Below are 25,969 nucleotides of genomic sequence, written 5' to 3'. Positions count from 1 at the left end.
CCTAGATGAGGTACTGCGACAGGCCGCGCTTGAGGAACCGGCCGTCGCCCTTGGCGCCGAGGTACTCGCCGCCGTCGACCACGACCTTGCCGCGCGAGATGACGGTGTCGACGTGCCCGTCGATCTCGTATCCCTCCCAGGCGGAGTGGTCCATGTTCATGTGGTGGGTGCGGCCCTCGCCGTACCCGATCGATGTGTGGCCGTTCGGGTCGTAGACCACGACGTCGCCGTCGGCGCCGGGCTGGATCACGCCCTTGCGCCCGTACAGTCCGAACATGCGCGCCGGGGTGGTGCTGGTGAGCTCCACCCACCGCTCGAGCGTGATCTTGCCTGTCACGACGCCCTGGTACATGAGGTCCATGCGGTGCTCGACCGAGCCGATGCCGTTCGGGATCGCGCGGAAGTCCTCGAGCCCGAGCTCCTTCTGGCCCTTCATGCAGAAGGGGCAGTGGTCGGTCGACACCATCTGGATGTCGTTGGTGCGCAGCGCCTGCCACATGTGGTGCTGGTGACCCTCCTTGCTGCTGCGCAGCGGCGTCGAGCACACCCACTTGGCGCCCTCGAACTGGCCCCACTCCTCGCTGAACGCACCGAGCTGCTCCTCGAGCGAGAGGTACAGGTACTGCGGGCACGTCTCGCCGAACACGTTCCAGCCCTGGTCGCGCGCCCACGCCAGCTGCTCCACGGCTTGTTTCGCCGAAACGTGCACGACGTACAGCGGGGCGCCGGTGAGGTTCGCGAGCATGATCGCGCGGTGCGTGGCCTCCTCCTCCATCTGCCACGCGCGGGCGATGCCGTGGTAGTACGGCGCCTTCTTGCCGGCCTCGGCCAGCTGCGCCGCCAGCACATCGATGGCCGGCCCGTTCTCGGCGTGCATCATCGTGAGGAGCCCGGTCTCGTGCGAGACCTGCATTGCCTTCAGCACCTGCGCGTCATCGGAGTAGAAGACGCCCGGGTAGGCCATGAAGAGCTTGAAGCTCGAGACGCCCTCGTCGACGAGCCCCCGCATCGCGGCGAGAGAGTCGTCGTCGACGCCGCCGACGATCTGGTGGAACCCGTAGTCGATCGCGCAGTTGCCCGCGGCCTTCTCGTGCCAGGCGGCGAGGCCGTCCTGCACGCGCTCGCCGTAGCGCTGCACCGCGAAGTCGATGATCGACGTCGTGCCGCCCCAGGCCGCTGCCCGCGTGCCGGTCTCGAACGTGTCGGACGCGTTGGTGCCGCCGAACGGCAGTTCCATGTGGGTGTGCGCGTCGATGCCGCCGGGGATCACGTACTTGCCGGTGGCGTCGATGACGGTGTCGACGGATGCCGCGACATCCGTCCCGAGAAGCTGCGAGCCGGGCGCGAGCACGGCGGCGATGGTCTCGCCGTCGATGAGCACGTCCGCGGCGCCGCGTCCGGTCGCCGAGACGACGGTGCCGCCCTTGATGAGTGTGGTCGCCATGTCCCTCCCCCTTACGGCTTCGCGATCTTCGTGTAGGAGTCGGGCCGGCGGTCGCGATAGAACTGCCAGTCGTCGCGCATGTCGCGCACCATGTCGAGGTCGAGGTCGCGCACCAGCAGCTCCTCGTGCTCGCCCGAGCCGCGCTCGCCGACGAAGTTGCCGCGCGGGTCGATCACCTGGCTCGTGCCGTAGAAGTCCACGGCGAGGTCGCCGTACTCGTTGTCTTCGCGTCCCACGCGGTTGGGCTGCAGCACGAAGTAGCCGTTCGCGACGGCCGCGGCAGGTCCTTCGACCTCCCACAGGCGGTTCGAGAGCCCGGGCTTCGTGGCGTTCGGGTTGAAGACGATGTGCGCGTCGTTCAGTCCGAGCTCGCGCCAGCCCTCGGGGAAGTGGCGGTCATAGCAGATGTACATGCCGATCCGCCCGACCGCCGTGTCGAACACGGGGTAGCCCATGTTGCCGGGACGGAAGTAGAACTTCTCCCAGAACCGGTCGAGGTGGGGGAGATGGTGCTTGCGGTACTTGCCGAGGATGGTGCCGTCGGCGTCGACGAGCACGGCGGTGTTGTAGTACACCCCCGTCTCGGCCTCTTCGTAGATCGGCAGCACCATGACGACCCCGAGCTCCTTCGCCAGCGCGGCGAACCGCTGCACGATCGGCCCCTCGGACGACTCCGCGAAGCGGTAGTACTTCTTGTCCTGCGTGATTCCGAAGTAGGGGCCGTAGAACAGCTCCTGGAAGCACACCACCTGCGCACCCTGGGCCGCGGCGTCGCGCGCGAACCCCTCGTGCTTGTCGAGCATCGACTCCTTGTCGCCCGTCCAGGTGGTCTGCGATATCGCAGCGCGTACCGTCGTCATCGTCTCTCCGTTCATGAACCGGCTGGTGCCGTGTTCGTCCGTCCCTCGGGCGGGTCGGGCGGGGTCCGATCGATGGAGCGGCCCCGCTTCCCGATCCTGGCGATCCGACGTTTCCCGTCGGTTTCGGCCTGTGACGCGACAGTAAAGCCTCGCCCCGTGCGGCGCAATGGTCGGCTGGGCAGACCTTATGAGTCGGCGGATGGGATGCTGCGCCATCCGGTCCGTACATCCCCCGACGGATCCCGCGCTGCGACACATACAGCGCGGGACGGATGCCTCCGCCCGCGGCGCTCGCGTAGCGTGAGACGGTGTTCCGCCGCATGAAGACGTCCCAGATCGTCGTCGACGTCATCGTGGCGGTCGTCTTCTTCGTGATCGCCTGGCCGATCGAGACGGTGCTGGCGGTCGGCGCGTCGGGCCTCGAGTACCGCTTCGGCGCCGTCGGGCACGCGCTGTTCGGGCTGCTCATCGCGGCCCTGTTCAGCGGCGCGCTCGCGCTGCGGCGCCTGTCGCCTCCGCTCGCCCTCGGCATCGCGTGGGTCGGCGCGCTGCTGCAGATGGGGCTCGGGCGACCGCCGAGCTTCTCGGACCTCGCGATCTTCGGAGTGCTCTACACGACGGCGGCGTACGGGTCGCGGGTCGTCTACTGGTCCGGCTTCGCCTCGGCCCTCGTCGGTGCGCTCGTGATCACCGTCTACCTCTTCGCGGGACCGGTCTTCGCGGGCGGCGGCCTGTCGTGGGAGACGCTGCCGCTGGCGCTCGTCGTGCTCGTGGCGGGGGCCTTCGCGCTCGGGCTGTCGTGGACGATCGGCGCCCTCGTGCGCACCGCGGTGCGGGCGCGCGAGAACCGCGAGGCGCAGCAGCGCGCCGAGGCCGAGACCGCGGCGGAGCAGGAGCGGGTGCGCATCGCGCGTGACATGCACGACGTCGTCGCCCACTCGCTCGCGGTCGTGATCGCCCAGGCCGATGGTGCGCGGTATGCGGCGGCATCCGATCCTGTGATCGCGACGGACGCCCTCGCGACGATCTCGACCACGGCGCGCTCGGCCCTCGCGGACGTGCGGCTGCTGCTCGGGCAGCTGCGGCACCGGCAGGGCGACGGACCGCAGCCGACGATCGCCGACCTCGAGGAGCTGTACGCGCAGGTGCGCACCGCCGGCGTGCAGCTGCGGGTCGACGTCGACCCCGCTCCGCCCGGAGAGCCGCCCGCCGCCGTCCAGCTCGCGGTCTACCGCATCCTGCAGGAGGCGCTCACCAACGCCCTGCGGCACGGCGCTCCCGGCGGCCCCGTCGACGTGCGGCTGTCGTGGCTCGAGGATCGCGTCGAGCTCGATGTGCGCAACCCCGTCGCACCGGGCGCGCAGCCCGGCCGGTCGGGCCACGGCATCATCGGCATGCGCGAGCGCGCGCAGCTCGCCGGCGGCCGGCTCGACGCCGCCGACGAAGCGGGCGCGTTCACGGTGCGCGCCGCCATTCCCCTCGGAGGCACCGCATGATCCGCGTCGCGCTCGTCGACGACCAGTCGCTGTTCCGCGCCGGCATCCGCATGCTCGTGGACTCGCAGCCCGACCTCGAGGTCGTCGCCGAGGCATCCGATGGGCGTGAGGCGATCGACGCGGTGCGCCAGGCGCGGCCCGACGTCGTGCTCATGGACATCCGCATGCCCGTCATGGACGGTCTCGCCGCCACCGCCGAGCTCCTCGCCGATCCCGAGCCGCCGCGCATCGTGATGCTCACGACGTTCGACCTCGACGAGGCCGCCGCGCGGGCGATCCGCCAGGGCGCGAGCGGATTCCTCCTCAAGGACGCCGACCCGGAGTTCCTCCTCGCGGCGATCCGCACCGTGCATTCGGGGTCGGCCGTCATCGCAGCATCCGCCACTCGAGAGCTGTTCGAGAGATTCACGGATGCTGCGCCCCGTCCCGTCCCGCCCGCCTATGCCGAGCTCACCGAGCGCGAGCGCGAGATCTTCGCCCTGGCCGCGCGCGGCCTGTCCAACGCCGAGATCGCCGCACGCGAGTACCTCTCGGAGGCGACGGTGAAGACGCACATCAGCCGCATCCTCACGAAGCTCGGCCTGCGCGACCGCGTGCAGCTCGTGGTCTTCGCCTTCGAGCACGGCCTGGTGTAGCGCTCGGCGCGCCGAGTCGGCCGGTGCTGTCGCATCTGCGCCGGGTGGCGGCGTCAAGGGCCGACCTCGTCGCGCGAGTCGTGCGCCGACGTGGTCCTTCTTGTCGCATCCCCGCCGGGAGGCGGCGTCGAGGGCCGACTCCATCGGGCTCAGGCGCGAGCGATCAGCGACCTTCGAGCGCGGCGCGGTGCGCGGCGTACTTCCGCCGCCCGATCAGGCGCCACGCCAGGCGGCCGGGCGCGGGCATGCGCTTGTGCAGCCACTCGTCGCCGCCGTCGGGCTGCGAGGCGAGGATCTCGCCGAGCTGCTGCCAGGTCTGTCCCTTCGGGATCGACTTGCGGCCGTGCTCGGAGAACCACTCGACCTCGGGCTCGGTGATCGTGTACTCCATCACCGGCACGATGTTGGTCTCCTCGTCGGGCAGGTGCACGGCCATGGCGTCGTTGACGCCCGAGAGAGCCGAGAGCACGGGTTCAGCATCCGTCACGGCCGCCGAATCCCGCCACGCCGGCAGCGCGCGATCGAGCGCGGTGAGGTGCACCAGGAGTTCGGCGTGCTGGGCCTTCATGCGCTCGACGTGTGCAGCGCACGACGGTGCGCGTTCGTCGAGCGCGGGCCACAGGCGTTCGTCCTCGCCCTCGTGGTGGGCGTGCAGCCCCAGCGACAGCGTCTCGAGCTGCGTCGCGACCGCGGCCGCGTGCGCCGCGTCGCCCTCGCGCACGCGACGCACGAGGTCGGGCGCCTCCCCGAAACCCCGCCGGAACATCCGATGGATCTCGACCATCCCGCTCGCATCGCACGTCCTCGGACCGGTGGGCACATCGCCGCTCGGCGGCAGGGGCGTCGCGGGCATCGGGTCTCCTCGTCGTCGGCGGGTCTGGCGCGACCCTACTCCGGCGCGGGGGCGGCCGCGAGAGCCGTCCACAACTCCTCAGAGATGCGCGGTTATCGCGGCCCGGCGGCCGATGACAGCGAGATCTTCGCGTTTCTGAGGAGTTCGGACGAACAGAGGTCGCCACGAATCATCCTCGGGATGTAGACGGATGCCTCTGCCGGGCGACGCGCGCGACACGGGCCCGTCCATACCGTCGAAGCATGGAACTCTCTTCGACCGACCTGGGACTCGCCGCCCGGGTGCAGCAGCTCACCAAGACCTACGGAACCGGCGAGAGCACGGTGCACGCGCTCGACGGGGTGAGCGTCGGCATCCGCCGCGGCGAGTTCACCGCGATCATGGGCCCCTCGGGCTCGGGCAAGTCCACGCTCATGCACATCATGGCGGGGCTCGACGCGCCGTCATCGGGGCGCGCCTGGATCGGCGACACCGACATCACCGGGCTCTCCGACCTCGAGCTCACGATCCTGCGGCGCCGCCGCGTCGGGTTCGTGTTCCAGGCGTTCAACCTCGTGCCCACGCTCGATGCCCTGGGCAACATCCTGTTGCCGTTCGACCTCGACGGCCGCCGGCCCACCGCCCTCGAGCGGGCGCGCATCGACGGCCTCGTCGATCGGCTCGGCCTCGCGTCGCGCCTGAACCACCGCCCGCATCAGCTGTCGGGAGGCCAGCAGCAGCGCGTCGCGATCGCCCGCGCCCTCGCGACCTCGCCGGATCTGGTGTTCGCCGACGAGCCCACGGGCAACCTCGACTCGCGCTCGGGGCGCCAGGTGCTGGCGCTGCTCGCAGCGGCGACTCGCGAGCACGGCCAGTCGATCGCGATGGTCACGCACGACCCCGTGGCCGCGTCGCACGCCGACCGCGTGCTGTTCCTCGGCGACGGACGCATCGTCGCCGACAAGCCGCGCCAGAGCGCCGAAGCGATCTCGGCCTACATGCTGGCCTCCGAGTTGGGCGCCGGCGCCGCGGCGGTGGCGTCGTGACCGCGATCGCCGGAACGGAACGTATGCCGCGGGCCGCGGCATCCGTCACACGAAGCGCTGCGCCGCCGCTGGCGTGGCTCCGCGAGCGCGGCATGGGCGCGAGCGTCCTGGTCGCCGCGATCTCGAGCGCGTTCGGCGCGATCCTGCTGAGCGCGATCGGATTCATCGCCGCCGTGCTGCGCGCCGACCCGTTCATCGGCGAGAGCGGCACGCTCGCCGCGGTGCTCGCGATCATGAGCCTCCTGCTGATCGGCGTCGCCGTGTACGTCGCGTCCATCGTCACCGCGAACACGTTCGCCACCGTCATCGCCGGCCGCACGCGGCGCATCGCCCTGCTGAGGCTGATCGGCGCCTCGGCCCGTTCGCAGCGCGCCGAGGTCGCGCGGCAGGGCCTGGTCGTCGGCGTCATCGGCGCCGTGCTCGGGCTCGTGGGCGGCACCCTCGCCTCGTGGGCGGGCGTCGCGCTGGCGGGCCTCGCGTTCGGCATCGAGGACGTGGAGTACGCCGTCGTCCAGCCGGTGCTCGTGATCCCGGCGGTGGTCGTCGCGCTCACGACGTGGGCCGCGGCGTGGGCGGGGTCTCGGCGCGTGCTGACTGTGACGCCGCTGCAGGCGCTCGGCGGCTCGGTCGAGGCATCCCATGACGCGTTCGCCCGCAAGGGGGCCCGCAACGGCGCCGCGATCACGCTGTTCGCGATCGGCGGCGCGCTGCTCGCGGGCGGGATCGCGATCGGGCTGGTCTCGCCGCTCGGAGTGGTCGTCGCCTTCTTCGGCGGCATCTTCTCATTCACCGGCCTGGCGCTCGGCGCGACCCTCGTGATGCCGCCGGTGCTGCGGCTCGTCGGGAAGCTGTTCGGGTCGTCGGCGACGGCGAGGCTGGCTGCGGAGAACGCGCTGCGATACCCCGACCGCTCCAGCCGCATGGCCATCGGCGTGGTGATGGGCGTGACGCTGGTGACGATGTTCGCCGTCGCCCTGGAGACGGTGAAGGCCGTGCTGACGACGTCGGCGGGCGGTGAGGCTCCGCCGGAGATGACCACGCTGCTCGACACGTTCGCCGGGATCATGATGGGCCTCGTCGCGGTGTCGGCCGTCATCGCCGCCGTCGGGCTCGTGAACCTCCTCACGATCGGCGTGGTGCAGCGCCGCCGCGAGCTCGGGCTGCTGCGCGCGCTGGGCGTGTCGACGGGGCAGGTGCGGCGGATGGTCCTGCTGGAGGCCGCGCACATCACGATCACGGCGACCGTCACCGGCCTCGTGCTCGGTGTGGCCTACGGGTGGGCCGGAGCGCAGTCGCTCCTGGGCGCCGTGCCGATGCCGCCGTCGTTCTCGGCGCCGACGCTCGTCGCCCCCGCGGTGCCGTGGCTCCCGGTGGCGATCATCGTGGTCGCGACGGCGGTGCTCACGCTCGTCGCGGCGGTCGTGCCGACGCGGCTCGCGACACGGGTCGCGCCGGTGGAGGCCCTCGCGGACTGAAGAGTGCCGCTCACCTGTCACGAAGTGCCGGACCGGTCAGCACTTCGTGACAGGTGAGCAGCAAGACTCGGCTGGACGGACGGATGCTGCGGCGCAGGGCTTCGCGTCGCAGCATCCGTTTCACGCGTCGTTCACGAACGGCACCTGACGGAAGGGGCCGTGCGCGGCGTCGGCCTCGAGCTCGACCCACTCCTCGCCGGCGGTGAGGTCGTCGGTCGAGTAGAGGTCGGCGACCTCGCGGAGGCCGGTGACGAGCTGCTGCTGCGGCACGGCGCCGTCGCCCGTGCCGTGGACGCCCTGCCGGGTCGACATGACGGCGGCGAGCCGGGGCTGGCCGGCCGTGCGGTCCTTCCAGAGCGCATGCAGCGAGCGGGGCGTGGCGTTGCGGCTGCCGTGATGCCCGACCTTGTACAGGTCGATGCGGGCGAGCCGGTCGCGCAGCTGCGGCTCATCCTCCAGCCGCTCCAAGGTCATTCGCCAGTTCTCGATCTGCGCGTCGCCGGGGAACAGCATTGACAGGCCCTCGATCTCGAGCAGCAGGATGACGCTGGTGTTGTTGAGGGCGTCGTCGAGGTCGCGCACCAGGCGCGCGGCCGAGTGCGACCGCTGGTTGGCGAGGCGGTCGATGAGCCAGCGCACCGGTCCGGGGCCGTGGGAGATGGGTGCGGGGGCGTCGGTGCCGGCGTCGGCGGCCGAGCCGACGACGCGCAGCGAGGCGCCGAGTGCGGCGAGCCAGTACTCCGGGTCGTCCTCGCGCTGCTTCGCGACGCGGGGATCCTGCTCGACGGTGGGCGGGCCGAGCACGGTCGCGCGCATGCCGGGAACCATGTCCTCGATGCCCGACTCCATCCCGGCGTGCAGATAGCGGCCTCGCTCACCGACGGAGAGCTCGTCCAGCAGGGCCACCGCTTCGGCGTTCTTGAGCTGCTCCTCGGCGGCGGCCTTGACGTCGTCGTCGAGGCCCACGAGCTGGGTGAGCTTCGCCACGTGCTCCTGGGCCTGCGCGAGCAGCGCGGCGTACCGCACGGAAGCACGGCTGAGACCGTTCGGCGGCTCGGCGGCATCCAGTCCTGCGTCGCCGGGGCCGTCGGCGGTCGCCGGCAGCCGGGGATCCTCGGTCCACGACCGCAGCACGAGCTTCGGCGCGAGCTTCCTCATGATGGTCGCGCCGGCGTCGACCTCGAACCCGCGCAGGTGGTCGCGGTGCCGATGCGACACCACCAGCACGTCGAGTTCGCCCCCGGTGTGCTTCTCGATGAGGGCGGCGACGTCGCCCATCCGGCCGCGGGCCATGCCCTCGCGGGGCGAGTGGCTCGTGCCGTAGTCGATGAGGATGTGCCGCTCGGCGCGGCCGTCGGGGAGGGGCTCGTCGTACTCGACCGACACCAGGAAGCAGTCGCCGAACCCGACCTGGTACATGCGCACGCGGACGCGGATGGGAGTGCTCACCATGTCTCCCCGGAGCTCTGTTCGGTGCGGTGCAGCTCCGCGAACGTCTGCCCGCGGGCGGCGCCGTCCGAGAAGCCGAGGCGTCGTTGCGCGTCGATGCGGCCGGTGCGGGCGAGGTGGTCGAGCCGCAGCTGCTGCCGACGCCAGTCGTCGAGGCGCTTGTGGATGTGCAGCTTGAGCCGGCCGAACTGGTCGAAGATCAGCGTCCCGCCGCCGAAGAGCTGCACCGGGGTGTGCGGATCGATGGCGGGGGAGAGCTGCAGCCCCGACTCGTCGGTGAACTCGCGGGCCGTCAGGTCGGCCATCTGGACGTACGTGGCGACCGACTCCGGCACGATCAGTCCGTCGGGACCGATCCGCTGCGTCGGCAGCACCGACTCGATCACCGTGTAGTAGTCGGTCGACACATCGAGGCGGCGGGCGTTCTGCCAGAGGAACCGCGACACCTCGTCGCGGTCGCTGCGCAGCCCCGCGAAGTTGATCCCGAGGTAGCGGGGCGGCAGCTCCGACTCGAGCACATCGGTCACTCGACCCGACGGGAGCTTGATGCCCGCCTTGGCAAACCCGTCGACCAGGAGCTTGCGGTAGCCGAGGTCGTCGTCGGGCACGACCTCGTGGTCGGCGAGGAGGACCGCATTGAGCAGGTCGCCGAAGTCGAACTCGACCGGCGGCAGGTAGTCGAGGCCGCGGATCAGCATCGTGAGCAGCTGCGTCGCCGCCTTGGCGCCCTCCTCGGCGGCCCGTGCGCGGTCGACGGTGACCCCCTTGCCGGTCGCCGCCTCCCCGTTCGGCCGCGAGAGCAGCGCCTGCAGCCGTTTGTCCCAGATCTCGATGAGCAGGTCGAAGGCGATCGCCACCAGCACCTCGCCGCGGCGGTGGGGCTCGAGGAAGTCGGTGCGCTTCGCCCAGTCGGCGGGCGGGGGGTTCAGCGCCGACTCCCGCAGCGCACCGCGGCCCTGCGTCAGCACGCTGCCGATCTGCTCGGCCACGCGGGCGAGCATGTTCCTGCGCAGCGCCTCGGGCTCCACATGGCTGCGGGGGATGCGCCCGCTCTTGTCGGGCTTGCCGAGCGCCTGCTCGATGACCGGACGCATCGAGAAGACCGACAGCAGCGCGACGATGTCGGCGAAGCCCTCGTGGAACGCCGCCTGGTCGGGCAGGCTCGGCTCGAGGAACCGCCCGCGCAGTCCGTCCAGCACGGCGTGCGTCGTCTCGTGCACCACGACGTCGTGGCTCAGGCAGGTGTAGATCGCGTCGCCCCTCGGGTCGGCCGGCGGCACGTAGCCGAACAGCAGCGCGCGATCCTCGAACGAGTAGTAGGCGTTGGCCTCGGCGAAGGCGTGCGGCACGAGGAACAGCTGGTGGCTGCGGAAGCCCCACGGCAGCCGCCGACCGAGCGCCGTCTCGAACGTGGCGAGCGTGCGTGCGGCGGTGGCGTACACGTGCTGCGCATGGAAGGCCCAGTCGGTGCGCAGCACCTCGTCGGTCGCCTCCGCGAACAGGTCGTCCGTGCCCAGCGGCTCATGCTTGACGTACCGGCCGGTCGCGGTGTCGTAGTCGACCACGTGCAGCCGGGCACCGCGCGGCCCGTCCTCCATGCGCGACCACGGCACCTTGACGTTGGCGGTCAGGATCCGCGCGTCGTCGCCGCTCACCGTCGGATCCTGCGCGATGAGCCGCAGCGTCACGTGCGTGCGCGGTTCGTCGGCCGGTTCCGCGAAATCGACACCGTCCGCCATGTCGCACCCCCAGGGTCTACGGCTCCCACAATGCAGCGACTTTCCCCGCTCCGGAAGAGGGTCGCCGCGCAGGGCTGATACGCCCGGCGGCGAAGCGCAAGGGGGTGTCGCGCACCGTGGAGGCCGTGCAGGCTGGCCGCATGCAGATCGAGATCGTGGAGCACGAACCGCCGTACCGCATCGGCGTGATCATCGGCAGCCTGTCGCGGGAGTCGGTCAACCGGCGTCTCGCCGAGGCTCTGCAGCGCCTCGCGCCGAAGGAGCTCGAGTTCTTCGAGATCTCGTACGCCGACCTGCCGCTGTACAACCGCGACCTCGACGAGGACTACCCGCAGGTCGCGCGCGACTTCAAAGCCGCCGTGCGCTCGGCCGACGCCGTGCTGTTCGTCACACCCGAGTACAACCGGTCCATCCCGGGACCCCTCAAGAACGCGATCGACTGGGGCAGCCGGCCGTACGGCGACAATGCGTGGGAGGACAAGCCCACCGGCGTCATCGGCGGGTCTCCGGGCAAGATCGGCACCGCGGTCGGCCAGCAGACGCTCCGCAGCACGCTGAGCTACCTCAACGCGCGGCAGATGACGTCACCTGAGGCCTACGTCCAGATCACGCCCGGCCTGATCGACGACGACGGCGGAGTGACCGACCCCGACACCGAGAAGTTCCTCCGCACCTTCATGGTCAAGTTCCTGGAGTACACCGCGCGGGTGCTGACCGTCATCCCGCAGACGTGAGGGGAACGGATGCCGCGGCCCGCGGCATCCGTCTCACTCTTCGGTCTGCGATTCGGGCTCGTGGGCCCAGGTGGGCGCGAGCGCGCGCACGCGCGCTGCCCGCCACTGCCACATGCCCCAGAGCACCGGCCACAGCAGCGGCGCCGTCGGCCCGCCGATCACCAGGCGGTCGCGCCACAGCGTCCTGCCGGGATCTCCCGGCGCGGGCGACACCGCCATCTGGTGGTCCCACACGTCGAGGCTGGCGAGCGGACCGGTGAGGGGGATGCCGCTGTCGCGGAAGATCCGGACACGTCCGCCGGGTTCGACGACGGAGCGCTCGCTGACGTGGATCAGCTGGCGGCCCATCGGCACCGCGCCGAACGCCGACAGCTGCACCGGCACATCGTCGCCGGGCGTCCACGACGTCGGCAGACCGCTCGGCACGAGCGGCGCCAGGTCCAGCAACGGGCCGTAGAGCTCGGCCACCGCGCGGGGCGAGTGCACCGCCCGCCAGGCGGCGTCGGCGTCGCAGTCGATCACGAACTTCAGCAGGATCCGCATGCGCTCCAGTGTCGCATTCGCCCGCCGGCGGTGATTCGGACTTGCGCAGCCGGCCACATCATGTGCTGTCACCGAGCGCACGCGACATGCACGCGCGCAACGCGTGGTCTCGGTGAGAGCACGCGATGTGAACGGGGGGCACGAGGATGGGAGCACGGATGCCGCGGCCTACGCTGGACGGATGCCCGAGAGCCCGTTCGACCAGCGCCGCTACCAGGTCCGCCACGACTGGGGGATCGAGGGGCTGCGGCGCCTCGCGCCCGCCGACGTCGTCGTCGTGGTCGACGTGCTCCGGTTCTCCACGACGGTGACGGATGCTGTCGCCCGCGGCGAGACGACGGCCCTCGACGCGTCTGCGCACGCGGTGTCGATCAATGGTGCGCCGGTCGCGGAGGCGGCGGCCGAGTCCGGGGCGGTCGTGCTGCTCGGCTGTCTCCGCAACGCCGCCGCGGTCGCCCGGGCCGTGCTCGACATCCAGCACGGGCGCGCCGCGCGCACCAGCATCGCCGTGGTCGCGGCGGGCGAGCTGGCCGGCCGCGGGGCCGGTGCACCACTCCGGTTCGCGGTCGAGGACCAGCTGGGTGCGGGGGCGATCGTCGACGCCCTGGGTGCACTCGGCGTCGACCACACGTCGCCCGACGCGGCAGCGGCCGCTGAGGCGTTCCGCGGGTTGCGCGGCGCGGTCCGCCACCTGCTGACCGCGAGCGGTTCGGGCCAGGAGCTGCTCGAGCGCGACGCCCGCGACGAGGTGCTGAACGCGGCAGCGGTGGATGCAGCATCCGTCGTCCCGGTCCTGCGCGACGGGACGTTCGTCGCGTACTGACCCGGCTTCAGTCCCGCGGGGTCATCGCGGCGAGGCGCGTGGCCCGCGTGATCTCACGGCGCGTCCACGTGAAGGCGTGGCGCTCGTCGAAGTGCGGGGCGCACTTCGCGCACGACGTCGGCCGCGTCGCCTTGCGGTGGCGGTAGGCGAGGTGCCCTGCGGGGCACACGCCGATCCACGGAGCGAGCTCGGTCGCCGTCTCGCCGTTGTGGGTGGTGCCGCCGACGTAGCCGAGGTCGCGCGCGACGGCCTTCCACCGTGGGCCGTGGCCGGCGCGCGGGCCCGCGATGGCGTGCGCCACCTCGTGCAGCAGCGTCTGATGGTTGGTGTCGTCGTCGTAGCGCGCCGCGAGGTACCGCGACACGCTGATGCGCCTGTGCGTGTAATCGCACAGTCCCGCCCGGCGCTTCGCGTTGTCGAACGCGAAGCTCCACGAGTCGTCGAGGTGGAGGGCGATCAGGGCCTCGGCCCAGTGCCGCACGCGATGCAGTTCCGACATGGCGCGAGACTAGAACGTATCTCCGACACTCCGGCTGGCGGCATCCACCTCAGCTGGCGACGGATGCTGCGGCACGGCGCCGATCGGCGGCGTCGATGGCCAGGAGGGTCGATTCCAGCTGGTCCTCGGTGGCCCCGGATTCCTGGCGCAGGAACAGTGCGCGCTTGAAGTCCTTGCGGGCGGACTCGAAGTCGCCGGCGTCGTAGTTGACCTTGCCGCGGTGCTGGTACGCGAAGGCGCCGATGCCGGCCCAGCCCTGCCCGTCCGCCTCCTCGGCGCACGTGGTGAGCTCCTGCTCGGCGGCGCCGTACGCGCCGCGTGCCTGCAGGACGGTGGCGTGGAGGATGCGCGCCCGCAGCAGGTCTTTGCGGGTGCCGGCCATGCGCGCGACGCGCACCGACTGCTCCGAGATGACGAGGGCCTCGTCCGCGCGGTCCAGGACCTTCAGCAGCCACACCCGCTCGAGCAGCGCGGGGAGGCTCCGCTGATCGCCGATCTCCTCCAGCCGCTCCTTGCACTGGCTCGCGTTCACCTTTTCGCGGAGAGTGTCGGGATCGTACCCGCTGATGTAGCTCACGTCTGACTCCCTTCGCCGCGCCGGTGGCCTGTTCCAGTGTGCCCTGCCGCGTCCCGGGTCTCGGTCGTGCCACGCCGGGCCGCAGCATCCGTGACCCTTCCCACCCCGGTTCGTTCGTCACAGATGTATGCCGAACGCTGCGGATCGCGTGCATCTGTGACGAACGAACAGAGGGGACCGAGCACGCCGAGGCGCCCGGCAGGGCGGACCTCAGCGGGTGAAGACGGATGCCGACGGCTTCGGCGACGGGGTGGCGTCGGCGTCCGTCGCGACTCGCGCGCCGCGCGCGAACTCGTCGAGCTCCCGGCCCTCGGCGACCTTGGCAGGGTGCGGACCGGCCGCCATGAGCCGCGGCAGCCACTCGGTGGGCAGCGGGGCACGGGATGCCGCGATCACGAGGTTGCCGAAGCGGCGGCCCTTGAGCGTCTGCACCTCGGCGAGCACGATGACGTGCTCGAGCACGGCCTGCACCGTCGCGACCTCGCGGCGGGCGAATGCGAGGCCGGCGCCGTCGGCGACATTGACGAGCAGCACGCCGTCGGGCGCGAGGAACCGGGCGGCCTCGGTGAAGAACTCCACGGTGGTCAGGTGCGCGGGGGTCTGGGCGCCGGAATAGACGTCCGACACGACGAGGTCGGCAGCGCCCACGAGGCCGGCGGGGAGGCGGCCCAGGGTCTCGCGCGCGTCGCCGATCCTGACACGGATCGATGCGCCGCGCGGGAGCGGCAGGTTCTCGCGGACGAGATCCCACAGCGCGGGCTCGAGCTCGACGACCTGCTGCCGCGAGCCCGGCCGCGTCTGCTCGATGTAGCGCGGGATGGTGAGGGCGCCGGCCCCCAGGTGTATCGCGGTGAGCGGCTGCCCCGGCATCCGCAGCCGGTCGATCACGGCCCCCATGCGCGCGACGTACTCGAAGTGCAGGTGCGTCGGATCGTCGAGATCGACGTGCGACTGCGGCGTGCCGTCGACATCGAGCTCCCACCCGCCGCCGAAGGGCGAGCGCACCACGCGGGCGAGCGTGCCGTCCGACAGCCGGACGGTGGGGACGGCCGATTCCTCCCGCGCGCGTGCCATGCGCTCCACGTTAGCCGTCCCGGTCTGTCCGCCACGCTTCGGCTGACACATCTGCTCGCGAGCGTGCGCGGGCATGACGCAGTTCGCCCAGTCCGAGGCATCCGTCCTGGTCGAAACACAATCGAGACACAGGTGTAATCCTCGATGCGCCGCTTCGCGGGTAGCGTCGGAGCATCACACCCCGCTGAGGGCTGCGCGCACCTCTGCTCCACGACGATGTGCAGCGGAGCCCACACGACACGGAAGGTGCACAGCACATGTTCCACACTGCGAGAAGGCGCTGGCTCACCGGCGCCGCCGCGGTCGCCATCGGTGCGATCGTCCTCACCGCCTGCGCGAGCCAGCGCGACGACGGCGGCGGGGACGAGCAGGCGAGCGACGTCGACTCGACGTTCATCTTCGGCTCCTCCGGCGACATCGCCGGTCTCGACCCGGCGATGGCGAACGACGGCGAGACGTTCCGCGTCTCGCGACAGATCTTCGAAGGACTCGTGGGCGTCGAGCCCGGCTCGGCCGACCCCGCTCCGGGCCTGGCCGAGAGCTGGGAGCAGTCGGAGGACGGCCTCACGTACACGTTCGCGCTCAAGGAGGGCGTGACGTTCCACGACGGCACCGACTTCAACGCCGAGGCGGTCTGCTTCAACTTCGACCGCATGAACAACTTCACCGGCCTCGCGGCCACCGAGAGCCTCTCGTACTACTGGGGCAAGCTCATGCGCGGCTACGCGGAGACCGGTACCTCGATCTACGGCGGCTGCGAGGCGACGAGCGACACCGAGGCGGTCATCACCCTGACCCAGCCGTTCGCCGGGTTCATCCCCGCGCTGTCGCTGCCGTCGTTCGCGATCCAGAGCCCGACGGCGCTCGAGGAGTACAACGCCGACGAGGTGGGCGGCACCGCCGAGGCTCCTGTCCTCAGCGAGTACGCGCAGGGTCACCCCGTCGGGACGGGTCCGTTCAAGTTCGACGAGTGGTCGCCGGGCGAGTCCGTGACCGTCAGCGCCTACGAGGACTACTGGGGCGAGCAGGGCCAGGTGCAGGAGGTCATCTTCCAGGTGATCGGCGACACCACCGCCCGTCGTCAGGCGCTCGAGTCGGGCTCGATCGACGGCTACGACCTCGTCGCTCCCGCCGACCTCGGCGCCCTCGAGGAGGCCGGGTTCAACCTTGTGAACCGTGAGGCGTTCAACATCCTCTACCTCGCGATGAACCAGGCCGTGCCGGCGCTGGCCGACATCCGCGTGCGACAGGCGATCGCCCAGGCGATCGACAAGGAGCAGCTCGTCACGCAGGTGCTCCCCGAGGGCACCGAGGTGGCGCGCGAGTTCATGCCGCCCGTGGTCATCGGCTGGAACGAGGACGTCACCACGTACGACTATGACCCCGAGGCGGCCAAGGCGCTGCTCGCCGAGGCCGGCTACACCGAGGCGAACCCGCTGACGCTGCAGTTCAACTACCCCGTCAACGTGTCGCGTCCGTACATGCCCAACCCGGAGCAGATCTACACGAACCTGAGCTCGCAGCTCGAGGCCGTCGGGATCACCCTCACGCCGGTCGGCGAGGACTGGAACCCCACGTACCTCGACCGCATCCAGGGCGGCGCGGACCACGGCATCCACCTGCTGGGCTGGACCGGCGACTACAACGACCCCGACAACTTCGTCGGGACGTTCTTCGCCACCGCCGGCAACGAGTGGGGCTTCACGAACGAGGAGCTCACCGCGGCCCTCACGCAGGCGCGCGGTCTCGCGTCGGCGGAGGAGCAGGAGGCCGCGTACCTCGCGGTCAACGAGCAGATCATGGAGTACCTGCCGGGCATCCCGCTGGCGCACCCGGTCCCGACGCTGGCATTCGCCGAGCGCGTGACCTCGTACCCGGCGAGCCCCGTGCAGGACGAGGTGTACAACCTGGTGGAACTGAGCGAGTAGGAGCAGCAGAGCGGATGCCGCAGCCGCGGGCTGCGGCATCCGCTCTCTCTTCCCCGCCCCGACCCGGCTGCGCCCACGCGCCGCCCGTCTCCCGGAGAGATCTTCCGTGCTACGCACCATCGGGAGCAGACTGCTCCTGCTGATCCCGACCCTGTTCGGCCTGTCCATCCTGCTCTTCATCTGGGTCCGCGCCCTGCCGGGCGGCCCCGCCGTCGCCCTCCTGGGCGAACGGGCCACGCCCGAGGCCGTCGAGCAGATCAACGAGCAATACGGCTTCAACGAGCCGCTCATCGTCCAGTACTTCACGTGGCTCGGTCAACTGCTGTCGGGCGACTTCGGCGTCTCGCTGCAGACGCGCCAGCCGGTCCTCGAGGAGTTCGCCCGGCGTCTGCCCGCGACCATCGAGCTCGGAATGCTCGCGATCATCATCGCGGTGGGCCTCGGCATCCCGCTCGGCTACCTCGCTGCCCGCCGCCACGGCAAGGCCTCCGACCACGTCCTCGTCGGCGCGAGCCTTCTGGGCATCACGATCCCGGTGTTCTTCCTCGCGTTCATTCTGAAGTGGGTGTTCGCGGTGCAGCTCGGGTGGCTGCCCTCGGAAGGCCGTCAGGATCCGCGCCTGGACGCCACGCACTACACCGGCTTCTATGTGCTCGACGGCATCCTCACCGGCGAATGGGATGCCGCGTGGGACGCGTTCCTGCACCTGATCCTGCCCGCGATCGCGCTGGCGTCGATCCCGCTCGCGATCATCGTGCGCATCACCCGCGCGTCGGTGCTCGAGGTGCAGAACTCCGACTACGTCCGCACCGGCATGGCCAAGGGCATCTCGCGCTCGACGATCCGGTCACGCTTCATCCTGCGCAATGCGATGCTTCCGGTCATCACGACGATCGGTCTCCAGGTCGGCCTGCTGATCTCGGGGGCGGTGCTCACCGAGACCGTGTTCGCGTTCCCGGGCATCGGCTCGTTCCTGGCACGCGCGATCTTCACGCGCGACTACCCGGTGCTCCAGGGCTTCATCATCTTCATCGCGATCGGCTACGCCCTCATCAACCTGGCGGTCGACGTGTCGTACAGCTTCATCGACCCGAGAGTGAGGGTCTCATGACATCCGCGATGCTTCCCCCCGCGCCGAGCGGCGGGCCCGTCGACGACACCTCCATCGACGACAAGGAGCTGCTGGCGGCGAAGACCACAGGCGGAGGGTTCTGGCGGGACGTGTTCCGGCGGATGCGCCGCAACCCCAGCGCCTGGGTGGGCGGCGCCATCATCGCGCTGCTGGTGCTCGTCGCCGTGCTCGCCCCGTGGCTGGCGCCGTACGGACCGACCGAGCTCCCGGGGCAGCGCTACATCACGCCGACGCACATCCCCGGCCCCGGTGAGATCCCCGAGTTCCCGCTGGGCCTCGACCGCTTCGGCGGAGACGTGCTGTCCAAGCTGATCTGGGGTGCGCGCGCCACCCTGATCATCGGAGTGGTGTCGACCGCGATCGGCCTCATCGGCGGCATGATCCTCGGATTCCTGTGCGGCATGTTCGGCGGCTGGGTCGACACCCTCATCATGCGCATCGTCGACATTCTGCTGTCGGTGCCGTCGCTTCTGCTCGCGGTCTCGATCGCCGCCATCCTCGGCCAGACGCAGGCGTCGCTCATGATCGCGATCGGCGTCGCGCAGGTGCCCGTGTTCGCGCGCCTCCTGCGCGCGTCGATGCTCCAGCAGCGCAACGCGGACTACGTGCTGTCGGCGCAGACGCTCGGCCTCGGGCGCGGCAAGATCACGATGAGCCACGTGCTTCCCAACGCCGTCGGGCCGGTCATCGTCCAGGGGACGCTGTCGCTGGCGACCGCGGTGATCGAGGCGGCCGCGCTGTCGTACCTCGGTCTCGGCGGCGACGTGCCGCAGACCGCGGAATGGGGACGCATGCTCACCTACGCCCAGCTCGAGCTCGCGGTCGCACCGTGGCTCGCGTTCCTCCCCGGCATCTGCATCACGGTGACGGCGCTCGGCTTCACGCTGTTCGGCGAGGCTCTGCGTGAGGCGATGGATCCCCGCACCCGCGCACGCTGAGAACCGCCGAAGGGCAGATCTCCGCACGCATGCGGAGATCTGCCCTTCGGCGATTCCGGAGAGCGGTCAGACGGCGATGTCGAGCTCGTTGCCGGGGATCGACGCGAGGAGGCGCCGCGTGTAGGGGTCGCGCGGGTTGGTGAAGATCTCCTCGGAGGATGCCGCCTCCACGAGCTCGCCGTCCTTCATCACGCAGACGTAGTCGCTGATGAGGCGCACCACCGCGAGGTCGTGCGAGATGAAGAGATAGCTGAGGCCGTACTCGCGCTGCAGGTCGCGCAGCAGCGTCAGCACCTGATCCTGCACCAGCACGTCGAGCGCCGACACCGGCTCGTCGCACACGATGAGGTCGGGGGAGAGGGCGAGCGCGCGCGCGATGGCGATCCGCTGGCGCTGACCACCCGACAGCTCCGAGGGGTACCGCCGCAGCATCGTCTGCGGGAGTGCCACGTCGTCGAGCAGCTTCCGGACGCGGGCCGCGCGCTCCTTCGCATTGCCGCGCTTGTAGAACTCCAGCGGCTCGGAGATGATCCGCTCGATCGAGAACATCGGATTCAGCGACGAGTACGGGTCCTGGAAGATCGGCTGCACGCGCTGCCGGAAGAGCCTCAGGTCGCGTGCTTTGAGGGCTGCGACGTCCTGGCCCTCGAAGCGGATCGTCCCGCTGGTGGGCTCGATCACTCGCAGCATCATCCGCGCCGTGGTCGTCTTGCCCGACCCCGACTCGCCGACGATCGCCACCGTCTCACCGCGGGGGATCGAGAACGACACGTCCTTGACAGCGGCGAAGTCCTCCTTGCTGCCGCGCACCTGGTAGATCTTCGTAAGGCCCTCGACCTCGACGATGTTGTCGGGAACGGATGCCTCGGCCGCGGGCGCCGCGGCGGGCTCGGCGGCGCGTGGCTCCGTGCGGGCGGTGGTCGGGGCATCCGTCGCCTGGCTGACCGGAGCGATGTCGGGCGCGGCCTTCTCGGGCGCGGTCGTGCGGAAGACCTCGGGCCGCAGCCGCACCGCGGCGACGGACGGCGCCGCCTTCACGAGCGCCTGCGTGTAGGGGTGCTGCGGGTCTTCGAGGATCTGCCGCGCCGGGCCCTGCTCGACGATGCGCCCGCGGTTCATCACGACGACCCTCGAGGCGCGTTCGGCCGCGAGACCGAGGTCGTGCGTGATGAGCATCACGGCCGTGCCGCGCTCGCTGGTCATCCGCCCGAGCTGGTCGAGGATCGTCTTCTGCACGGTGACGTCGAGAGCGCTCGTGGGCTCGTCGGCGATGAGCAGCTTCGGGTCGCACGCGAGGCCGATCGCGATGAGCGCGCGCTGGCGCATGCCTCCCGAGAACTCGTGGGGGTACTGCTTGGCACGTTCGGCGGCGTTCGGCAGACCCGCTGCCGCGAGGGTCTCGACGACCTTGCGATCGACGTCCTTGCGGGTGGCGAGGTCGTGGGCCAGCAGGGTCTCGGCGATCTGCGTGCCGATCTTCGCGACGGGATTGAGGTTCGACATCGGATCCTGCGGAACCAGCCCGATCGACCGGCCGCGGATGGCGCGCATCCTGCTCTCCGGTGCGCCCACGATGTCTTCGCCCTCGAACAGGATGCTGCCCTGGGTCACCTTGCCGTTGCCCGGCAGCAGGCCGATCACCGCCATCGCGGTCGTGGACTTGCCGGAGCCCGACTCGCCCACGATCGCGAGCGTCTCGCCGGCCGCGATGTCGAGATCGACGCCTTCGACGGCGTGCACCGGGCCGTCGATGGTCTGGAACTGGACGGCGACGTCTCGCACCTGGAGCAGCGGTGCTCCGGCCGCGAGGCGGGGGGTGGTTCGGGCCATGCGCTCCATCCTGCCCCGCGGTGTCGCAATGCGCACCTGTCCACCGCCAGCCTTTACGGATCCGTAACGAGCCGGCTCGCGGCGTGAGCATGATGCACCCGCTGGGCGTCGTGAGTCCGGTCGACGCCGGGACGCTTCGACGGCGGCTGTGCCGCAACTCCTCCCGCCCGGCGCGTGCGGGCTCGGAAACCGCTCTGCGGGGCGCGAGCTCCGGCGTCTCGGAGGAGTTGCGGCACGGGGCCGACCGAGAGGCTCGGCAGTACCGTGGAAGCATGGCGGCGATCGACCTGAACGCGGACCTCGGCGAGACCGTCGACGGGGTGCCCACGGCCGACGACGAGGCGATGTTCGCGCTGATCTCGAGCGCGAACGTCGCGTGCGGCGGGCACGCGGGGGATGCCGCCTCGATGCGCGCGGCGGTGGCGCGGGCGGACCGGTTCGGGGTCGCGGTCGGTGCTCATCCCTCCTACCCCGACCGTGCGAACTTCGGCCGGGTCGCCGTGGCGATGGAGCCCGCGGAGCTCATCGCGGCGGTGGCGGCGCAGCTCGCCGCGCTCGCCGACGCGGGCGCCGACCTCCGGTATGTGAAGCCGCATGGCGCGCTGTACCACGCCGTCACGACCGACCGGCAGCAGGCGGACGCGGTCGCCCGCGCGGTCGCCGACTGCTCGACGCTGCTCGGTCGGCCACTGCCCGTGCTCGGTCTGCGCGGCGAGATCGCGCGGGCCGCAGCATCCGTCGGTCTTCCGTTCGTGTCCGAGGCGTTCCTCGACCGCAACTATCTGCCGGACGGGTCGCTCGTGCCCCGAGGGCAGCCGGGCGCGCTGCTCGACGATCCCCAGCTCGTGGCGGAGCGCGCCGTGCGCCTCGCGCGGGAGGGCGTGGTGGAGGCGGTCGACGGCTCCCGGGTGCGGGCGGATGCCGCCTCCCTGTGCGTGCACGGCGACTCGCCGTCGGCGGTCGACATGGCCCGCGCCGTGCGCGCGGCGCTCGACGCCGCGGGCGTGGAGGTGCGGGCGCCGTGGTGACCCCGCGCGTGCGGCCGATGGGGGAGCGCGCGTTCCTCCTCGAGGTCGGCGCACTCGGCGACGTGCTGCCGCTGCACGCCGCGCTCGCCGCGTCGCGGCCCGACGGCGTGACCGATCTCGTGCCCGCGGCGCGAACGGTGCTCGTGCGTGTCGATCCGCGGGTGCTGCCGCTGTCCGCAGCCCGCGCATGGGCGATCGCCGCGGCGGCCGAGGCTGAGCCGGGGTCGCTCACCGCGCGGCCGACCGTCGAGCTCGACATCGTGTACGACGGGGCGGATCTCGCCGAGACCGCCCGGCTGCTGGGCGTCGAGGCCGACGAACTCGTGCGGCGCCACGTGGACGCGGAATGGCGGGTCGCGTTCACCGGGTTCGCGCCGGGCTTCGGGTATCTGGTCAGCGACGACTGGCCGTTCGACGTGCCACGGCTCGAGTCGCCGCGCACCCGCGTGCCGGCCGGTTCCGTGGGTCTCGCGGGCGTCTTCAGCGGTGCCTACCCGCGCGACACCCCCGGCGGCTGGCGGCTGATCGGCACGACCGCGGCACGCCTGTTCGACCCGGATGCCGCGTCCCCGGCGCCGCTCGCGCCGGGAGCGCGCGTGCGCTTCCGGCCGGTGCCCGCCGCGGTGTCCGAAGTTCGCCCCGCCCCGATCGACCGCAGCTCGCCTGTCACGAACGGTCGGACGGATCGACAGGTTGCGACAGGCGAGCGGATGGGGGCCGGGGATGCGGCGGCGGCCGCGGATGACGCCGCGGCGGATCGCAGCATCCGTGTCGTCGAACCGGGGCTGCTCGCCACCGTGCAGGACCTGGGTCGCGAGGGCGCGGCCTCGGTCGGCGTCGCGGTGTCGGGCGCGCTCGACCGCGGAGCCCTCCGCACCGCCAACCGCCTGGTCGGGAACCCCGAGGGCGCCGCCGGCATCGAGGTCACGATGGGCGGGCTGCGCGCCGTGGCCCAGTCCGAGCTGTGGGTCGCCGTGACCGGGGCGTGGGGCACGGTGCGCATCGACCGGCGCGAGGTCGACCCGTACGAGGCGCATGCGTGGCCCGCCGGCGCCGAACTGCACATCGACTGGTTCGCGCACGGGGCGCGTGCCTATGTCGCGGTGCGCGGAGGGCTCGACGCCCATGTCGCACTGGGCTCGAGGGCCACCGACCGGCTGGCCGGACTCGGGCCCGCGGCCCTTCGCGCGGGGGACGTGGTGGGCGTGCGCGACGACGCGACGGCGCCGATCCCCATCGCTCCTCCCGCCGGCTGGGGTGCGCCCCGCGATGCGGAGTTCGAGCTCGAGCTCGCCCCGGGTCCGCGGGCCGACTGGTTCACCGCGGACGCCCTCGCGACCCTGTACGACACGGTCTGGACGGTGTCGAACCACGCCGACCGCGTCGGAGCCCGCCTGGACGGGCCCGAGCTCACGCGCGTCCGCACCGGCGAGCTCGCGAGCGAAGGCATGGTGCCGGGGGCGCTGCAGGTGCCGCCCAGCGGGCGGCCCACGATCCTCCTCGCCGACGGCCCGGTGACCGGCGGCTATCCCGTCATCGCGGTCGTGACCGACCCCGGACTGGACCTCATCGCGCAGGCGCGGCCGGGCACCCGCATCCGGTTCCGGCACGCGCGGCCGGGCCGGTGACGGACGGAACCCCCGCGCACCGGTCCGGGCGCGGACGTCCCTCCGCGATCAGTCGCCCCCGGTCTCGATCAGGTCGGCCGTGGCCCGCAGGATCGCGACGATCGCCGCCTTCCGTACATCCCCCGCGGTGCGACTGCCGTTGGACCCGACCTTGATGCTGGTGGGCTCGACGGTGTCGTGCAGCGAGCTCAGGAGCACGCGCGCGCCGAGCGAGCCCGCCGCCGAGAGCATGGGCCGCTGCTCGTAGGTGTCGTCGATGATGTCGTAGACCGCTGCGACGAACTCGCTGTTGGTGAGGCCGGGGCTCTTCGCCAGCACCGCGAGCGCCGCGGTGGTGAAGACGCCGTGCCCGTTCGTCTCGAGTGCGACCTGGTTGGGCTGGCACGCGCTCATGAGCACTTCGCGCTGCTCGCCGCGCGGCGCCGGAGCCTCGGCGGCGCGGTCGGTCTCGACCGCGACGACGCGTTCCCAGGCCGCGCGCCGGAAGTCGTCGCCGAGCGCTGCGGCCCGCTTGTCGCGGAAGGCCTCCACCTCGTCCCCGTCGAGCACCGTCATGCGGGGCTTCGTGCCGGGAGGGAAGTTCTTCGCATCGAACTCCGAGCGCGTGAGCCCTCGGTTGACCGTTCCCGAGTGGCATGAGTCGAAGAAGAGCGTCGCCGCGACGCCGGAGGGGATCGCGTCCCAGATCGCGCCGAGGTCGTCGTCCACGATGAGCTCGCCGTCGCGGAAGTCCACGGGACAGAGCGCCTCATCGCTCGGGCCGAAGGTGTCGGTCTCGTCGCCGTCGAGGTCGGGGACGAACGTGCCGTGCCCCGCGAACTGGATCGCGACGATGTCGCCGTCCCGCGCGGTCGAGACCTTGTCGAGCATCGCCCGGAGGATCCCGTCGCGCGTCCCCTGCTCGTTGCGGAGGTATTCGACGTCGAAGCCGGCCGCGTCCAGTGCAGCGCCCCAGGAGTCGGCGTCCGCCACGCAGCCGCTGAGCGGGTCCTTGGGGTACTTGTCGATGCCGATGCACAGCGCGAGCTTCCGTGGAACGGCGCCGCGGACGCCCGTCGGCTCAGGACGTGGCGTGCGCGATCCCTCGCTCTCGACGCCGACCTCTCGCGTCCTCGCGGGGTAGGTCGTGAGACCGTCCGGCTCGTCGCTGTCGGGCACACCGAGGACGCGACGCGCGAGACTCATCATCGTCTCGACGTCGTTGTCGAAGTCGCCGTGCGACGTCGCCTGCGTGCTGCTGAGGCGACCCTGTGAGGTCGGCCCCTTCACGAGCCGCGCGGGGTCGTCGCCGAGATACGCCATGGTGCGCCCGGCGCTGCGCAGATGCTCGTCGAGGCCCAGGATCTTGGCGTCGCGCTCGGCCTCGAACGCCCGCGAGACGAGGTACAGCAGCGACTTGCGATAGACCCCCGCGGTGTTGTCGCGCTTCTCGTGCTTCTCGTCCATCGTGAAGATCGAGACGTCGTGGATCTTGCCGGTCTCGGCGAGCGGCAGCAGCTGCGCCTCGAAGGTGTCGAGACGCACCGCCGGGGCGAGGAAGGTCACCGTCGCGACGTGGTCGACGGGGTTGGGGCCCTCGAACAGCCGGGGCACGAAGTGGGAGTGGTAGATCGACCCCGCGCTGTGTCCGGCGACGTGGATCTCGATGGCGTCCTGATTGGCCGCCATGTAGTCGCGGAGCTCCGCCGCCAGGACGTCCGCCCCGCCGCGGGTGCCGTCCTTCAGTGCCGGGAGGCAGGCCGCCGCCGAGTCGAGCTTCATGTCGTCCCAGAATTTGCGCCCGCCGAGCACGCGGGCGGCGGCCTCGACGGCGAGATCGGTGATGTCGGTGAAGCCCCGCGATCCCGTCGCCTTGCCCGAGAGCACGTCTGCCAGCGTCGTCATGAGGCCGCTCTCCCACACCAGATGGATGGGGTAGACGCCGTTCTTCTTCCACCAGTCGACCTGGTGATGGGCGGTCTTCAGGCCGGCCGCCTTGTCGGTGAGTCCGCCGTGCGCCCAGATCAGCACCGGCACCGGAGCCACGTCGCCCTTCGCCTTCTTGGCCTGCTGGTCGACGAACGCCGCGAGGTCCTGCGTGACGAGGCGGTGGACGTCGGCAGCGGTGGTCCCGAACTGGCCGACGTCGCGAGGCTTCGCCGGGGCGGTCGGAGTCAGCTTGCCGTCTGCCGTGTGGATGACGTGCTTGCGCAGCGCGGCGAGGTCGGTCGCGCTCAGCGTCGATCCGCGGGAGGCGGTGGTGGTGTCCGGCATGGTGTC

At 71.3% G+C, this 25,969-nt stretch carries 22 protein-coding genes; 11 read left to right on the top strand and 11 right to left on the bottom strand.

Annotated features, from left to right (window positions below; translation table 11 throughout):
• Nucleotide 1 precedes the first annotated feature (1 nt).
• Nucleotides 2–1,444, bottom strand: coding sequence for a dihydropyrimidinase (hydA, locus tag ACFQ7C_RS00925; protein ID WP_378896680.1), 1,443 nt, complete (start codon nt 1,442–1,444; stop codon nt 2–4).
• A gap of 11 nt (nt 1,445–1,455) precedes the next feature.
• Nucleotides 1,456–2,304 (bottom strand): nitrilase-related carbon-nitrogen hydrolase, encoded by an 849-nt coding sequence (locus tag ACFQ7C_RS00920; RefSeq protein ID WP_378896677.1) that lies wholly within the window; start codon nt 2,302–2,304, stop codon nt 1,456–1,458.
• Nucleotides 2,305–2,612: 308 nt separating this feature from the next.
• Here ACFQ7C_RS00920 and ACFQ7C_RS00915 point away from each other — a divergent pair, with 308 nt between their 5' ends.
• A complete protein-coding gene (locus ACFQ7C_RS00915; protein ID WP_378896675.1) occupies nt 2,613–3,800 on the top strand; it encodes a sensor histidine kinase in 1,188 nt (395 codons plus the stop codon).
• Nucleotides 3,797–4,435, top strand: a complete 639-nt coding sequence (locus ACFQ7C_RS00910) for a response regulator (protein ID WP_378896673.1) — start codon at nt 3,797–3,799, stop codon at nt 4,433–4,435. Before ACFQ7C_RS00915 ends, ACFQ7C_RS00910 begins: the two co-directional genes overlap by 4 nt.
• Before the next feature lie 163 nt (nt 4,436–4,598).
• Here ACFQ7C_RS00910 and ACFQ7C_RS00905 read toward each other — a convergent pair whose 3' ends face one another.
• On the bottom strand, nt 4,599–5,288 hold the full coding sequence (locus ACFQ7C_RS00905; protein ID WP_378896671.1) for a hemerythrin domain-containing protein: 690 nt from the start codon (nt 5,286–5,288) through the stop codon (nt 4,599–4,601).
• A 242-nt stretch (nt 5,289–5,530) separates the two neighbouring features.
• Between ACFQ7C_RS00905 and ACFQ7C_RS00900 the strand changes: the two genes are divergently transcribed.
• Nucleotides 5,531–6,313, top strand: coding sequence for an ABC transporter ATP-binding protein (locus ACFQ7C_RS00900; RefSeq protein ID WP_378896668.1), 783 nt, complete (start codon nt 5,531–5,533; stop codon nt 6,311–6,313).
• A gap of 23 nt (nt 6,314–6,336) precedes the next feature.
• Nucleotides 6,337–7,788 (top strand): FtsX-like permease family protein, encoded by a 1,452-nt coding sequence (locus ACFQ7C_RS00895; RefSeq protein ID WP_378897386.1) that lies wholly within the window; start codon nt 6,337–6,339, stop codon nt 7,786–7,788.
• Between the two features lie 120 nt (nt 7,789–7,908).
• Here ACFQ7C_RS00895 and ACFQ7C_RS00890 read toward each other — a convergent pair whose 3' ends face one another.
• Nucleotides 7,909–9,237 (bottom strand): hypothetical protein, encoded by a 1,329-nt coding sequence (locus tag ACFQ7C_RS00890; protein WP_378896666.1) that lies wholly within the window; start codon nt 9,235–9,237, stop codon nt 7,909–7,911.
• Complete coding sequence (locus tag ACFQ7C_RS00885) at nt 9,234–10,976, bottom strand: hypothetical protein (RefSeq protein WP_378896663.1); 1,743 nt, start codon at nt 10,974–10,976, stop codon at nt 9,234–9,236. Before ACFQ7C_RS00885 ends, ACFQ7C_RS00890 begins: the two co-directional genes overlap by 4 nt.
• A gap of 140 nt (nt 10,977–11,116) precedes the next feature.
• Here ACFQ7C_RS00885 and ACFQ7C_RS00880 point away from each other — a divergent pair, with 140 nt between their 5' ends.
• On the top strand, nt 11,117–11,710 hold the full coding sequence (locus tag ACFQ7C_RS00880; protein ID WP_378896660.1) for an NADPH-dependent FMN reductase: 594 nt from the start codon (nt 11,117–11,119) through the stop codon (nt 11,708–11,710).
• Nucleotides 11,711–11,743: 33 nt separating this feature from the next.
• Here ACFQ7C_RS00880 and ACFQ7C_RS00875 read toward each other — a convergent pair whose 3' ends face one another.
• A complete protein-coding gene (locus ACFQ7C_RS00875; protein WP_378896658.1) occupies nt 11,744–12,253 on the bottom strand; it encodes a hypothetical protein in 510 nt (169 codons plus the stop codon).
• A 181-nt stretch (nt 12,254–12,434) separates the two neighbouring features.
• Between ACFQ7C_RS00875 and ACFQ7C_RS00870 the strand changes: the two genes are divergently transcribed.
• Nucleotides 12,435–13,076: a 2-phosphosulfolactate phosphatase gene (locus ACFQ7C_RS00870; protein ID WP_378896655.1), complete on the top strand. Its 642-nt coding sequence runs from the start codon at nt 12,435–12,437 to the stop codon at nt 13,074–13,076.
• Nucleotides 13,077–13,083: 7 nt separating this feature from the next.
• Here the strand turns inward: ACFQ7C_RS00870 and ACFQ7C_RS00865 are convergent, their stop codons facing one another.
• From ACFQ7C_RS00865 to ACFQ7C_RS00855, 3 genes are all read right to left on the bottom strand, one after another.
• A complete protein-coding gene (locus tag ACFQ7C_RS00865) occupies nt 13,084–13,575 on the bottom strand; it encodes a SprT-like domain-containing protein (protein WP_378896652.1) in 492 nt (163 codons plus the stop codon).
• 49 nt (nt 13,576–13,624) lie between these two features.
• Entirely contained in the window at nt 13,625–14,152 is a 528-nt protein-coding gene (locus tag ACFQ7C_RS00860) for a hypothetical protein (RefSeq protein WP_378896650.1), read from the bottom strand.
• Nucleotides 14,153–14,362: 210 nt separating this feature from the next.
• Nucleotides 14,363–15,226 (bottom strand): spermidine synthase, encoded by an 864-nt coding sequence (locus ACFQ7C_RS00855; protein ID WP_378896647.1) that lies wholly within the window; start codon nt 15,224–15,226, stop codon nt 14,363–14,365.
• Nucleotides 15,227–15,483: 257 nt separating this feature from the next.
• Between ACFQ7C_RS00855 and ACFQ7C_RS00850 the strand changes: the two genes are divergently transcribed.
• From ACFQ7C_RS00850 to ACFQ7C_RS00840, 3 genes are all read left to right on the top strand, one after another.
• Complete coding sequence (locus ACFQ7C_RS00850) at nt 15,484–17,154, top strand: ABC transporter substrate-binding protein (protein ID WP_378896644.1); 1,671 nt, start codon at nt 15,484–15,486, stop codon at nt 17,152–17,154.
• A gap of 106 nt (nt 17,155–17,260) precedes the next feature.
• On the top strand, nt 17,261–18,265 hold the full coding sequence (locus ACFQ7C_RS00845) for an ABC transporter permease (protein ID WP_378896642.1): 1,005 nt from the start codon (nt 17,261–17,263) through the stop codon (nt 18,263–18,265).
• Nucleotides 18,262–19,224, top strand: coding sequence for an ABC transporter permease (locus ACFQ7C_RS00840; protein WP_378896640.1), 963 nt, complete (start codon nt 18,262–18,264; stop codon nt 19,222–19,224). The genes ACFQ7C_RS00845 and ACFQ7C_RS00840 overlap by 4 nt, the downstream gene beginning before the upstream one ends.
• Before the next feature lie 66 nt (nt 19,225–19,290).
• On the opposite strand, the gene ACFQ7C_RS00835 is transcribed toward ACFQ7C_RS00840, so the two are convergent.
• Nucleotides 19,291–21,054, bottom strand: coding sequence for an ABC transporter ATP-binding protein (locus tag ACFQ7C_RS00835; protein ID WP_378896637.1), 1,764 nt, complete (start codon nt 21,052–21,054; stop codon nt 19,291–19,293).
• A gap of 272 nt (nt 21,055–21,326) precedes the next feature.
• On the opposite strand from ACFQ7C_RS00835, the gene pxpA reads away from it, so the two are divergent.
• Both pxpA and ACFQ7C_RS00825 read left to right on the top strand, forming a co-directional pair.
• Nucleotides 21,327–22,082: a 5-oxoprolinase subunit PxpA gene (gene pxpA, locus ACFQ7C_RS00830; protein WP_378896634.1), complete on the top strand. Its 756-nt coding sequence runs from the start codon at nt 21,327–21,329 to the stop codon at nt 22,080–22,082.
• Nucleotides 22,076–23,710 (top strand): 5-oxoprolinase/urea amidolyase family protein, encoded by a 1,635-nt coding sequence (locus ACFQ7C_RS00825; protein WP_378896631.1) that lies wholly within the window; start codon nt 22,076–22,078, stop codon nt 23,708–23,710. The genes pxpA and ACFQ7C_RS00825 overlap by 7 nt, the downstream gene beginning before the upstream one ends.
• Nucleotides 23,711–23,758: 48 nt before the next feature.
• On the opposite strand, the gene ACFQ7C_RS00820 is transcribed toward ACFQ7C_RS00825, so the two are convergent.
• Nucleotides 23,759–25,963, bottom strand: a complete 2,205-nt coding sequence (locus tag ACFQ7C_RS00820) for a caspase family protein (protein WP_378896628.1) — start codon at nt 25,961–25,963, stop codon at nt 23,759–23,761.
• Nucleotides 25,964–25,969 lie beyond the last annotated feature (6 nt).

The sequence above is a fragment of the Microbacterium sp. NPDC056569 genome (assembly GCF_042793475.1).
In the GTDB taxonomy this organism is placed as follows: domain Bacteria; phylum Actinomycetota; class Actinomycetes; order Actinomycetales; family Microbacteriaceae; genus Microbacterium.
This window is presented reverse-complemented; position numbering and strand designations above follow the sequence as displayed.

What these genes read in the sequence shown, in the direction of transcription:
- hydA (WP_378896680.1), bottom strand. Translation starts at nt 1,444, where the DNA reads ATGGCGACCACACTCATCAAGGGCGGCACCGTCGTCTCGGCGACCGGA.
- ACFQ7C_RS00920 (WP_378896677.1), bottom strand. Translation starts at nt 2,304, where the DNA reads ATGACGACGGTACGCGCTGCGATATCGCAGACCACCTGGACGGGCGAC.
- ACFQ7C_RS00910 (WP_378896673.1), top strand. Translation starts at nt 3,797, where the DNA reads ATGATCCGCGTCGCGCTCGTCGACGACCAGTCGCTGTTCCGCGCCGGC.
- ACFQ7C_RS00905 (WP_378896671.1), bottom strand. Translation starts at nt 5,288, where the DNA reads ATGCCCGCGACGCCCCTGCCGCCGAGCGGCGATGTGCCCACCGGTCCG.
- ACFQ7C_RS00900 (WP_378896668.1), top strand. Translation starts at nt 5,531, where the DNA reads ATGGAACTCTCTTCGACCGACCTGGGACTCGCCGCCCGGGTGCAGCAG.
- ACFQ7C_RS00895 (WP_378897386.1), top strand. Translation starts at nt 6,337, where the DNA reads ATGCCGCGGGCCGCGGCATCCGTCACACGAAGCGCTGCGCCGCCGCTG.
- ACFQ7C_RS00885 (WP_378896663.1), bottom strand. Translation starts at nt 10,976, where the DNA reads ATGGCGGACGGTGTCGATTTCGCGGAACCGGCCGACGAACCGCGCACG.
- ACFQ7C_RS00880 (WP_378896660.1), top strand. Translation starts at nt 11,117, where the DNA reads ATGCAGATCGAGATCGTGGAGCACGAACCGCCGTACCGCATCGGCGTG.
- ACFQ7C_RS00875 (WP_378896658.1), bottom strand. Translation starts at nt 12,253, where the DNA reads ATGCGGATCCTGCTGAAGTTCGTGATCGACTGCGACGCCGACGCCGCC.
- ACFQ7C_RS00870 (WP_378896655.1), top strand. Translation starts at nt 12,435, where the DNA reads ATGCCCGAGAGCCCGTTCGACCAGCGCCGCTACCAGGTCCGCCACGAC.
- ACFQ7C_RS00865 (WP_378896652.1), bottom strand. Translation starts at nt 13,575, where the DNA reads ATGTCGGAACTGCATCGCGTGCGGCACTGGGCCGAGGCCCTGATCGCC.
- ACFQ7C_RS00855 (WP_378896647.1), bottom strand. Translation starts at nt 15,226, where the DNA reads ATGGCACGCGCGCGGGAGGAATCGGCCGTCCCCACCGTCCGGCTGTCG.
- ACFQ7C_RS00850 (WP_378896644.1), top strand. Translation starts at nt 15,484, where the DNA reads ATGTTCCACACTGCGAGAAGGCGCTGGCTCACCGGCGCCGCCGCGGTC.
- ACFQ7C_RS00840 (WP_378896640.1), top strand. Translation starts at nt 18,262, where the DNA reads ATGACATCCGCGATGCTTCCCCCCGCGCCGAGCGGCGGGCCCGTCGAC.
- ACFQ7C_RS00835 (WP_378896637.1), bottom strand. Translation starts at nt 21,054, where the DNA reads ATGGCCCGAACCACCCCCCGCCTCGCGGCCGGAGCACCGCTGCTCCAG.
- pxpA (WP_378896634.1), top strand. Translation starts at nt 21,327, where the DNA reads ATGGCGGCGATCGACCTGAACGCGGACCTCGGCGAGACCGTCGACGGG.
- ACFQ7C_RS00820 (WP_378896628.1), bottom strand. Translation starts at nt 25,963, where the DNA reads ATGCCGGACACCACCACCGCCTCCCGCGGATCGACGCTGAGCGCGACC.